The sequence below is a fragment of the Apibacter sp. B3935 genome (assembly GCF_009827705.1).
Taxonomy (GTDB): Bacteria; Bacteroidota; Bacteroidia; order Flavobacteriales; family Weeksellaceae; genus Apibacter.
Map to the genome: position 1 here is coordinate 119,339 of NZ_WINL01000002.1, position 12,182 is coordinate 131,520.

Annotated in this window: 9 protein-coding genes; 2 read left to right on the plus strand and 7 right to left on the minus strand. The window is 31.1% G+C overall.

Annotation, left to right across the window (positions count from 1 at the left end):
- Positions 1–38: 38 nt before the first annotated feature.
- The 4 genes from GFV00_RS03430 to rpsA form a co-directional block, all read right to left on the minus strand.
- The gene (locus GFV00_RS03430) at positions 39–1,529 is read right to left on the minus strand and encodes an NAD(P)H-hydrate dehydratase (protein WP_160542008.1); all 1,491 of its coding nucleotides are present in this window, start codon (positions 1,527–1,529) and stop codon (positions 39–41) included.
- Between the two features lie 8 nt (positions 1,530–1,537).
- Positions 1,538–2,050: a DNA-3-methyladenine glycosylase gene (locus tag GFV00_RS03435; RefSeq protein ID WP_160557210.1), complete on the minus strand. Its 513-nt coding sequence runs from the start codon at positions 2,048–2,050 to the stop codon at positions 1,538–1,540.
- 302 nt (positions 2,051–2,352) lie between these two features.
- Complete coding sequence (locus tag GFV00_RS03440; protein WP_160542006.1) at positions 2,353–3,354, minus strand: 2-hydroxyacid dehydrogenase; 1,002 nt, start codon at positions 3,352–3,354, stop codon at positions 2,353–2,355.
- Between the two features lie 256 nt (positions 3,355–3,610).
- Positions 3,611–5,404 carry a 30S ribosomal protein S1 gene (gene rpsA / locus GFV00_RS03445; RefSeq protein ID WP_160557209.1) on the minus strand — a complete coding sequence of 598 codons (1,794 nt, stop codon included), beginning with the start codon at positions 5,402–5,404 and terminating at the stop codon, positions 3,611–3,613.
- 617 nt (positions 5,405–6,021) lie between these two features.
- Here rpsA and GFV00_RS03450 point away from each other — a divergent pair.
- Entirely contained in the window at positions 6,022–6,744 is a 723-nt protein-coding gene (locus GFV00_RS03450) for a bifunctional 2-polyprenyl-6-hydroxyphenol methylase/3-demethylubiquinol 3-O-methyltransferase UbiG (RefSeq protein ID WP_105297959.1), read from the plus strand.
- Positions 6,745–7,461: a ZIP family metal transporter gene (locus tag GFV00_RS03455; protein ID WP_160557208.1), complete on the plus strand. Its 717-nt coding sequence runs from the start codon at positions 6,745–6,747 to the stop codon at positions 7,459–7,461. It begins immediately after the preceding gene.
- A gap of 72 nt (positions 7,462–7,533) precedes the next feature.
- Here the strand turns inward: GFV00_RS03455 and GFV00_RS03460 are convergent, their stop codons facing one another.
- The 3 genes from GFV00_RS03460 to GFV00_RS03470 form a co-directional block, all read right to left on the minus strand.
- On the minus strand, positions 7,534–8,811 hold the full coding sequence (locus GFV00_RS03460) for an MFS transporter (protein WP_160557207.1): 1,278 nt from the start codon (positions 8,809–8,811) through the stop codon (positions 7,534–7,536).
- A 31-nt stretch (positions 8,812–8,842) separates the two neighbouring features.
- The gene (locus tag GFV00_RS03465) at positions 8,843–11,098 is read right to left on the minus strand and encodes a TonB-dependent receptor (RefSeq protein WP_221411014.1); all 2,256 of its coding nucleotides are present in this window, start codon (positions 11,096–11,098) and stop codon (positions 8,843–8,845) included.
- A 266-nt stretch (positions 11,099–11,364) separates the two neighbouring features.
- A complete protein-coding gene (locus GFV00_RS03470) occupies positions 11,365–12,180 on the minus strand; it encodes a histidine phosphatase family protein (RefSeq protein ID WP_160557206.1) in 816 nt (271 codons plus the stop codon).
- Between the last annotated feature and the right edge of the window lie 2 nt (positions 12,181–12,182).

The following is a 12,182-nucleotide window of genomic DNA, read 5'->3' on the forward strand; positions in this document are numbered from 1 at the left end:
GCCGGTAATGTTTACTAAAAAATTATGTTTATTTGTGTTTACTTATTTAATTCCAAGAAAACATCGGAAAGACACTGTATTATACTTTGAGCTGTCATAGCTTCTTGAGAAAATTTCTCTGAGGCATAATCCCCTGCTTTACCATGAATGTAAACTCCTAAAATAGCTGCCAATTTCGAGTCATAACCTTGTGCCAATAATCCGGTGATAATACCTGTTAATACGTCTCCACTTCCCCCTTTTGCCATTCCGGCATTACCAGTAGCATTATAATAACAAAGACCATCCGGTAATAAAATTGCTGTGTTATGTCCTTTGATGACTATAACAATTTCATGCTCTTTTGCTTTTTTCCTGGCAAGTTCGCATTGCTCTAAAGTAGAGTTAGTTTTACCAAACAATCGCTCAAATTCTTTAGGGTGTGGAGTGATTATAGAATTTTTAGGAACTAAATTTAATAAATCTTTGCTTTCTGAAATTATATTGAGTGCGTCAGCATCCAAAACCATCGGATTTTTTTCATTTTGCAGCATTTTTTCAAATGCCATTTTTGTTAAAACCTCTGTACCTAGCCCCGGGCCTATACCTATGGTATAATTTTTAAATGGAATTTGTATGTCTTCTATGTATTTATCTCCGCATGAGAAAAACATAGCTTCGGGAGCAACGGTTTGAAGTACTAAACTGCCGTATTCAGGAGCTCCGGTAAATACTAATCCGGTACCCACGCGTAAGGCTGACAATGTAGAAAAGGTAATAGATCCCATTCTTCCGTAGCTTCCCCCTATTATTATGGCTTTTCCGAAAGTTCCTTTATTACTGAACGGACTTCTTCTTTTATAATTTTTTTCAAAAAAATCATTTTCTATAAGGTAATTATCGGTTTGTTCATTTTCAATGAATTTTTTATCCAAACCTATATCCAGTACATGTATTTTACCGGCATATTGTGCTGCTTCAGGATGTAAAAAAGATCTTTTATAAAATTCAAAAGTCAAGGTTTCATCTGCCCTAAACACCGTTTGGTTTTCTTCGGGAAGTGAATCTGTAAATAATCCTGAAGGTATATCAATTGAAATTTTTATAGCATTGATTTCATTTAATTTTGAGACTATTTTTTCAGCTTCTCCTTTCAATTTGTTATTTAATCCTATACCAAATAAAGCATCAATAATAATCGCTTTTTCTTCATTAACTTCGAAGTCATCACCTTCAATAAAATCTACTGATTTTGGAAATTTATCAAAATTGATCTGAGTATCTTCTGTAAAGTCAGAAGAGGATTGTATAATAAAAGCTTCGACATTATAATTTTCATTATTCAACAATCTAGCTAAAGCTAAACCATCTCCTCCATTATTTCCTTTTCCACAAAAAATGTAATAGGTATATTCGTTCGAGTATCTGCTTTTTAGCCATTCAAAACAAGCTAAAGCTGATTTTTCCATTAAATCTAAGGATGTTGTCATTTCACTTTCGATGAATTGACTTGCACATTCTTTTATTTGCGTTGATGTTAATATCTTCATAAGTATTGTTAGTTTCTAGTTATTATAAATCTCCAAAGTTTATTCTTCCAAATTTCTCCTGCATAGTCTATTCCTACTCGTACGGTGGTAATAAAATTTGGTTTAATTTGAGAATCTTCAACCCAAATTTTTTTAGAAGAAGCTAAATCTTCTCCATAAAAATCTTTATTTAACTGTAATAATTTGCCAACTCGTCCCGGACCGGAACAGTCCTCAACGCCTCTTATTAATACTGCTTGAGGTTCATTCTTTTTACCCGTAACAAAGTTTAGCATCCAATATATTCCATATATCAGATAAACATATACTTTTCCTCCTTCATGGTACATAATCTCTGTTCTTTTGGTTCTACCTTTACTTGCATGACAGGCTAAATCTTCTTCTCCTCCGTATGCTTCTGTTTCCGTAATAGTATATTTTACTATTTCTCCGGAATCATAAACTCTTACGATTTTTTTCCCTAATAATTCCTGCGCTACAAAAAATGCTTCTTTTTGAAAAAATTTAGTATCGATTCTCATTTTATCTTCACATCGGTAAAAATAAGTACTTTTTTTGAATTATAAGTTATTAAAATAAAATTTGATTAATAAAAATAACATTTTATTTTATTTATCTAAAATCACCTGATAAAATCACGTTTTTTTTATTTATATATCAAACATTTATCAAATTATTTATAATTTTAAAAAAAATACTTAAAATATATTTTATTTTATAAAGAAATATAATATATATTGAATTTATTTTTTACTCTTTAGGAAGTTGAAATTCGATTTTATTTTCTTTTAAGCTTTCAAAAATGAAAATAAAGTTTCGCTACCTATACTAATTCTGCCGCTTTATTTTCAATACTGTTGTTATTGCTTAACTGTCTTAAGTTATCTAATGTTACTAATGCTATTTGTGTTAATGCTTCTTCTGTGAAAAATGCCTGATGCGCCGTTACTAAAACGTTAGGGAACGAAAGTAATAATTGTATTTTGTCATCTTCAATGATGGTTTCAGATAAATCCCTAAAGAATAATTTATCTTCTTGTTCATAAACATCAATCCCTAATGCACCAATTTTTTTAGATTTTAATCCGTCAATAATATCTTGTGTATTAATTAAACCTCCTCTACTGGTATTAATTAAATACACGCCGTTTTTCATTAAGCTTATCGTATGTTTGTTTATTATGTGATGTGTTTCAGGGGTTAAAGGGCAATGTAAAGAAATTATATCGGATTGTTTTAGTAACTCTTCTAAGGTAACGTATTGAAATCCTTCTTTTTTTAGTTCTTCATTGGGATAGACATCGTAAGCTAATACGTTTGTCCCTAAGGCTTTTATTGTTTTACAAAATACTTTACCAATATTACCTGTTCCTATAACACCCACCGTTTTTTTATAGATGTTGGTACCCAATAATCCATTAAGGGAAAAATTTTGCTCTCTAACTCTATTGTATGCCTTATGTGTTTTTCTGTTTAAGGTTAAAAGCATCGCCAATGTATGCTCTGCTACTGCTTGAGGAGAATATGCAGGAACTCTGCATACTTTTATTTCATATTTTTTAGCAGCTTCTAAATCTACATTGTTGAATCCTGCATTTCTTAATGCTATATATTTAATTCCTCTTTTTTTTAGTTTTTTAATTACCCCTTCGTTTAATTTATCATTAACAAAAACGCAAATGGCATCGGTGCCTTCTTCAATTATATTGACTGTATGTTCATCCAAATTGGGTTCAAAATATTCTAAATCAAAATTAAAATTTTTGTTACATTCATTAAAGAATTTTATATCATAGGGCTGTGTTGAAAAAAATGATACCTTCATATTTAAACTTTTATCATTAAACTTAATTTTTATATAATTACAAATATTGTACAAAATTATATATAAATTATTTCCGGTATAAAGTTTATTTTTTTAAAGATAAAATATAAAGAGGCGGTATAATAGGTAATAAATTTATATTCAATAAGTTAATCTAAATAACAAATTTACATGTTGGTTATATTAAATAAAAAAAGAACCGTAAATAAATACGGTTCTTTATGAATTATTTTAGGAAATGGTTATATTATAAGGATTATTGTCCTTCTTCCATTTTTCTTTTTAATTCTTGTAATTCGTCTAAATCACCTAAAGTAGATTTTTCAACAGTTTGATTTTGTGATTTAACTTGTTTTTCAGTTTCTTCTCTATTTTCTTCTTCACGGAAAGTTCCGGTATGAGAAACTACAATTCTTTTGAATTCTTTATTAAATTCAATTACTTTGAATTCAGTTTCATCACCTTTTTTAATTTTTGAACCGTCTTCTTTTTCTAATAATCTAGATGGACAGAAACCTTCTACTTCAGCGTCTTCAAATTGAACAGTAGCTCCTTTGTCGAATAGCTGAACTACTTTACCTGTGTGTACAGTTCCTTCAGCGTATTTAACTTCGTATTTTTCCCAAGGGTTTTCTGTTAATTGTTTGTGACCTAAGCTCAATCTTCTAGCATCAGTATCTAATTCTAATACTACTACATCTAGTACGTCACCAACTGAACAGAATTCGGAAGGATGTTTAATTTTCTTAGTCCAAGATAGATCTGAAATGTAAATTAAACCGTCTACTCCCGCTTCTAATTCAACAAATACTCCAAAATTGGTAAAGTTTCTTACTGTTCCTTTGTGTTTAGAACCAATTGGATATTTTGCTGTTATATCAGTCCATGGATCCGGAGTTAATTGTTTCATACCTAAAGACATTTTTCTTTCTTCTTTATCTAAGGTAAGAATCACACATTCTACTTCATCCCCGATTTTAACAAAATCTTGAGCTGATCTTAAATGAGTAGACCAAGACATTTCAGAAACATGTATTAATCCTTCTACTCCCGGTGCAACTTCTACAAAAGCTCCATAGTCTGCTAAAACAACTACTTTACCTTTGATTTTATCTCCAACTTGTAAGTTTGGATCTAATGCATCCCAAGGGTGTGGTTCTAATTGTTTCATTCCTAATTGGATTCTAGATTTTTGATCATCAAAATCAAGAATTACCACATTAACTTTTTGATCTAATTGAACTACTTCAGATGGATGATTTATTCTGCTCCAAGATAGGTCTGTAATGTGGATTAATCCGTCTACACCTCCTAAATCAATAAATACTCCGTAAGAAGTTATATTTTTAACAACTCCTTCTAATACCTGACCTTTTTCAAGTTGTCCAATAATTTCTTTTTTCTGATCTTCAATATCTGCTTCTATCAATGCTTTGTGAGAAACAACTACATTTTTAAATTCGTGGTTAATTTTAACGATTTTAAATTCCATAGTTTTTCCTACGTATTGATCGTAATCGCGGATTGGTTTTACATCAATTTGTGAACCCGGTAAGAAAGCTTCGATGCCAAATACATCTACAATCATACCTCCTTTAGTTCTTGATTTTACATAACCTTCAACGATTTCGCCGGTCTCATGAAGCTCATTAACTCTATCCCATGCTTTAAGCATTCTTGCTTTTCTATGAGAAAGTTGTAATTGACCGGTTTTATCTTCTCTTTGAGCAACCATAACTTCAACCTCATCTCCAACTTTAAGATTCGGATTGTAACGAAACTCATTCAAAGAGATAACTCCTTCTGATTTAAAGTTTATATCAACGATTGCTTCTTTGTCAGTAATACGAACAACTTTACCTTTGAAAACTTGATTTTCGTCAAGTTCTCTCAAAGAAGTATCATACATTTTTTCTAACTCAGACTTTTCTTTTCTATCCTCAGCATTTAATCCGGATTCAAAAGAATCCCAGTCAAATTGCTCAGGAGCAACATTTGCATTTTTAAGAGTTTCTTGCTCTTCTAGTAAATTTTTAGTCTCTTCGGACATATTTTTATAAACATTGTATTCCTTTGCTTTTCAATGTAAGATAAAGGCGAAATTGATGCTTAGGAAGTGGTTATACTTGATGTTATTACGATTTTCTTACTTTCGCCAAATCGAGGCGCAAATATACTAAAAAAATTTTAATTAAACTTAATTTTTATCTTCTTTTTTGCTGATTTACTTTTAGTTAATCAATATTTAATAAAAATTACATCCTTTTAGCTCTTAGAAATATAAATAATTAAAAAATAGTCTATTATAGCTTTTTTTTAATTTATTAACCAACTATATTTCAATAGACTACTATCTAAAAAACTAATTTTCTTTTCAAATATCCTAAGTAAAAAATACTAACCATTAAAATAAAACCAAATGATAAATCCCAATAAGTTTTTGTAAACTCTTGAATGCGAGTATCCTTAACACAAAGCCATATAAATTTATATTCCCGGTTTAATAATTAAATTATAATACAATATGTACTAGATATACTATAATGATCTTTCAGTTTTTAAAATTAAAATAAGTTAAAATAAGACTTATCTATTATAAATAAAAAATCTTACTAATTCTAGGGATAATGTTATTAATAGGTAAAAAAATTGTATTAAATTTGAGGTATGGATTGGTTTGCAGAATGGTTTAATACTCCTTATTATCATATATTATATAAAAATCGTGATGATCAGGAAGCTCAAGAGTTTATAACAAATTTATTAAAATACCTTGCCTTACGTAAGGAGAGTAAAATTTTAGATTTGGCTTGTGGTAAAGGTAGACATAGTATTTTTTTAAATAAATTGGGATACGATGTTATAGGCGTTGACCTTGCACCGGAAAGCATTGCTTATGCAAAGCGTTTTGAAAATGAACATCTTAAATTCTTTGTTGCAGATATGAGAAGAAGCAATTTTCCGAACCATTTTAATGCCATTTTCAATTTATTTACTAGTTTTGGCTATTTTAGTGATGATGAAGACAATTTAAAAGTTTTTCAATCTGTTTTTGAACAATTGTTAAGTAAAGGAATATTTGTGATGGATTTTATGAATGTTTCCTTAGCAATGGATACGCTTGTTAAACATGAGGACAAAGAAGTAGACGGTATTTTATTTCATCTGCAAAGGAAAATTGAAGATGGTTTTATTATAAAAGATATTACATTTCAAGACAAAGGTAAAAATTTTCATTTTCAAGAAAGAGTAAGAACTTTTAAACTGAATTATTTTGAAAGTCTGGCGAAAAAAGTAGGATTTACTTTAAAAAATGTATTCGGTGATTATCAACTCCTCCCATTTGATGAAAAAAATTCCCCCCGTCTAATTTTAATTTTTGAAAAATAAATGGATTATGTCGTATTGATTTCTGCTGTAATCATTGGAGCAGGAATAGCTTATTTTTTCCAAAATAATTCAAAATTTAATAAACAACTTTTAATGTTTAGTGCTGGATTGCTTTTAGCAATAACTGTATTAGACATGTTTCCTTCCTTGTATATAGATGGAGGAATAAATGCAGGAATATGGATTATTATCGGGGTTTCCATACAATTAATCTTAGAAGGATTATCTAAGGGAATCGAACACGGTCACTTACACAGCTCAGAACATCATACGGACAGCGTTATTCCGATTAGTGTAATGCTGGGTTTGTTTATTCATTCATTTTTAGAAGGAACTCCATTGGAAGTTCATCATATACATAATCATGGTGCTCATGATCATTCCATGCATTCTTCAAATATTTTATGGGCGCTAAGCATCCATAAAGTTTCGGAATCCATTGTTTTATCTACTTTTTTATTTTCTTTACCTATTAAAAGGATATATTCTTTCTCTATTCTCGTTTTGTTTGCCGTTTCAGCTCCTACTGGAGCTTTCTTTGGTTCATTCTTAGATCCTCATATTTATCCTAAATTGTTGGGTATCGTAGCCGGAATTTTTTTACATATTTCTTCTGTGATTATATTTGAAAGTAATGAGAAGCATTCCTTAAATTGGCAAAAATTACTTTTAGTATTTAGTGGAATGTTCGTAGGTTTTTTAATTTCTGTAGTTTAAAATATGCGGTTTTTACCTATAAAAAAATTCCCCTAAAATGTTAGGGGAATAGATCTTTATATAAAAATATGATTAGTTGACGGGTATATCTTTATTTACATTTTTACTTCCGATTAATGCATAATAAAGGATATAAGCAAATTCTATGATAATTAACCAATAACTGGATAAAAAGCCAAATATATCAGCAAAATAATTTTGTATGAGGGGCAAAATTCCTCCTCCACATACCATCATCATAAAAATTCCGGATGCTGCTGATGTGTATTTTCCTAATCCTTCTACCGCTAAATTAAATATACCTCCCCACATTACGGAAGTACACAATCCACACAATATAAAAAATACAATGGTAATAGGTAATTCTGCAAAACCTATAGATATATCCGATTTAAATACAGGCATACTGACCGTTGACGAAATAGGACTAATAATTGCTAAAATTATGAATATTAAACCGAGAAGTGAGGTAAAGGCCAACATAGCCTTACTGGATATACGAGCCCCAAGTGATGCTCCTATTAATCGACCAATGAGCATTAAAAACCAATAGGTTCCTACTACCGTTCCAGCAACAGTTGTATCAATACCTAAACCTCCTTTGTCTGGTGCAGAAGTCATAAATAAATTGGCGGTATTGGGAATTCCTACTTCAATACCTACATATATAAATATGGCTACTACTCCTAAACAAAAATGTCTAAATGAAAATGCGCTATATTTTCCTTCAATTTTTTCTTTTTTATCTAAAAAAGGTTCCGGTATATTCACCAACAACAACACGATAAAGGCAAGGACAAATATCCCCATAGCCAAGAAAAGAGCGGGATTTGCTTCTTTTATGGTTGCTCGTGATGCATTTCCGATTAAATACCCTACCAACACAGGTACAATAGTTGCTCCCATTGAATTTATTGAACCGCCTAATTGTAGCAAAATATTCCCTTTTTTACCTCCTCCTCCTAATGTATTTAACATAGGATTTACAACGGTATTTAGCATACACATAGAGAAACCGGAAACAAAAGCTCCTATTAAATAGGCAACAAAACTTTCCATTCCTCCGGATAAGTATTGAATTCCAACGCCTAAAAATCCAACCACAATGGCTACTAAGGCTGTTTTTTTATATCCTATTTTTTGTAAAAGCATACCCGCCGGAATACCCATAAATGCATAGGCTATAAAGTTTGCAGCATTACCTAGTTGAGACATAAAGTTGGATGCCCCAAATTGATTTTTGACAATTATTCCCATAGGATTCTGTAAGCCTGTTACAAATGAAATCATAAAAAACAGGGCAAACATCATTGCTATAGGTAATGCGTAATTTTTTTCTTTATTAGTCATATTTAGTATTATTTTTAATTATTATTATAGGTTAAAAAGAGTATTTAAGACCAAACTCCACTGTAAAAGGACGGATGTATGTTCCTGAAAGAATAGTTCCTTCTTTCTTTTTAGCTTCTTCGGAAGTTAAGATCAAATCAGAATCCCCCATATCTCCTTTAGCTCCCCTTTGATTGAATAAATTTATCACAGTTGAAGAGAAACTTAAGTTTTTGGTAATAGCATATTGTAAACCGGCAAAAGTTTCCCAACGACTTGCAAAATATATTGTATTCGGTCTGTTGGCATATTGTTTACTGAAATATCTTGCACTCGCCCAAATCCTTAAATCTTTCCAAATATAACTCGGATCAATCTCTAATAAAACTTTAGAAATACCCGTTACATATTTATCTGTGAAATCATATTTAGCTGCTGCACCGTCTTTAAATTTAACTTCTCCGACAAAATTTTTATATTTTGGACTTTGTAAAGTGATCAAAAAGTGTAATTCAAAGTTTTTTATGGGTTTTGATATGATATCTGTAGTCCATCCTATGGTTTCAATATCATAATTAGTAGTTTCTCTTTTCACTTCTCCCGGATTATTGGGATTGGAAAAATTTACTGTTGAACGATATTCATTACGGGTGATATAGGTTGCCTTAGAAACTATACTTGCTAACGGATGATTGAAATATACTCCAAACCCTGCAGTAGGTATTTTAGATTTTTTAATTTTAGGATCAACTCCAATGTTATAGTATTCTAAGTGTCCGGCTTGTTCATTGTAATTAACCTCACCTAGTAAACCAAATTTAGGGGTCATTTTATATACCGCATTTAACATGTAGGATTGATTAACCCAATCTTTATTTATATCAGTTTTAGGTCCTGTTAATGTTTGCAATCCTAAATTTCTGTCCTGGTAATCTCCCCGTAAGGCTTGATACTCAATACGTCCACCCAAATTTAATTCTAATTTATCGTCCAATAACCATTTATCTAATATATATAATGCTAATTTATTTTCATTCCCATTATGATATTCAAGTCCTTGATTTAAATTAAAATCTCCATTGGCATTTGCCGTACCTCCTACTTGAATTAATTTTCTTGGATTCGGTGCCACCTCTTGAAAATACATAGCAGATTCTGTAGCATATTTATCCACTTTATAATGCCATTCGTTTAAACCAACTTTCAAATCGTGGTTTCCTATCTTTTTACCTAATTCAACGGTACCAGTTATAGATTTAACAGGAGTTTTTCTTGTTGCTAATATTAATACCCCTTGTGCGTTATTTCCCATATAAGCTTCTCCCGTATCAGCATATACATACTCTCCCGGTTTTGCTTCGGAAACTCCTGCCATAATAGGTATGTAAATTCCCACTTTGGATGAATGGTAACGAACCATGTAATTTAAATAAAATCCATTATCAAATTTGTTATTACCTAGTAAATCAACTGTATGGGATTCTGTTCCGAAATCGTCTAATATATCTTTTTCTACCAAATTTCCGGTAAAAGCATCCATTAATGTTATTTTTCCGGATCTTTCATGATACGATTTCCGCCCAATTTTAAATCCCGATATTTCACTTACATCCCCATCTTTTCCATACATAAAAGGGCTGTAATTATACGTTAGATTTTTAACATTAACATATTTATATAATACTGAAACAGAGCCTTCTCCTCCTCTGTATTTATAGTCTTGAGTTAAGGCCATTTTAAACATTTGAGTTTTATCGGCATAATATTTATCTATAATTGATGGTTTAAAAGTTCCCGGGTCAAAGCTCAGATAAGCACCGGCTGAATATTTAAGTCCCTTAGTATTTACAGGTCCGCTCACATTTGCACTTCCTCTCATTAATCCAAAATGATTGGATTCCAGGTTAATTATACCTTGAAGCTTATCTGTGCCTAGATTATCAAACGTATTTAAGGAAAAACCTACATCTCCAATATTGATAAAGGTTTGTCCTAAGTCAAATAACCCCGTACGATTAAGGGTAACATCGGATCTCCATGCTTTAGTAGGTAGTTCCGGCCAATAGTGGAATACTACCGGCAAACCATTCTCAAGAATAGTAGTACCTCCTACTGAAGCGGGTAGACCGATATTTACATCTCTGGGACCGGTACTATTTGCTGCATTTAACATGACATTCCTATCATTTTTCTGTTCTATGTCTACTTTTATCGTATCATTTTTCGTTTGATTTTGACTATATATTTCATTGGTACTAATCAGTAATAAAAGTACTGACAATGAATATATACTATTTTTATTTCTCATCTTTTATAAATTTTATTTCAGTGGTTACGTGCTCTGTTCTTTTTTATATACACAGAGTTTTATGTTCTTTGAAATTGATGAATTATAACAGTATCAAACACTAAAAATTTTTTAAGCCGACTTAATGATAGTTTTTCATGAAAACCATATATTACAAATAAATTAAAGTATTTATACTATTATGTAAATGCGTATAAAACATCTTATTCAATTATTTAGAATGCAGTAAATTTTAGTTGTTCTTTAACTTCTTACTTGATTTATTTTTATTTGCCTAATACCTTTTTTCCTTTTTCCACATAACTCATATCTCCAAAAGATTCAATCGTAAATTTTCCGTCTTTATAGATTACTTTGGAAACTGCTGCATTTCCCATGTGTGTTCCTGCTATTTTTTTACCGCTACTGTCTATATCTGAAAGAAAAACGCTAATTGCCATACCATGAGCGACTAATAATATATTTCCTCCTCCTGATAAAGCCTCTTTTTCTGCTATTTCACGAATGGCTTTCTGGCCTCTCGCTTTAACATCTTCATAATTTTCTCCTATTCCTAAGGTTTCCAATGTTTTAAATGTGTTCATGGCTCTTTTTAATATTTCAGGATTTTTTGCCATATCGGCAAAAAGTTCTTTTGATGATTTATAGTGTAAATAGAGAGCCGCATCCCCCCACATTTTCGAGTTTAAATCACCTTCGTAGCTGCCAAAATTGGTTTCCCTTAGTTGAGGTACTTCTGTTATTGCTAATTTTTCTTGACCTTTAGTATCTAAGACTATACGAGCTGTTTGTCTGGCCCGTCCTAAGTCACTGGAATAAGCTGCTTTAAAATTTACATCTTTAATTCCTTCCCCTAGAAACTTAGCCACTTCCACTCCTTCGGGTGTTAAAGGGGTATCTGCCCAACCTTGCACTCTATCCATGGTATTCAATATAGTCTTACCATGGCGGGTAACATATAAGATTACCGTCTTATCTTGTTTCGTTGATTTTTTATTTTGCCCATAAACTTGTGGGTTAATTGATACGGTCAATAGCATGAAAACTATCAACTTAACGTTTAGTAGTACAGAGTTTTTCATTT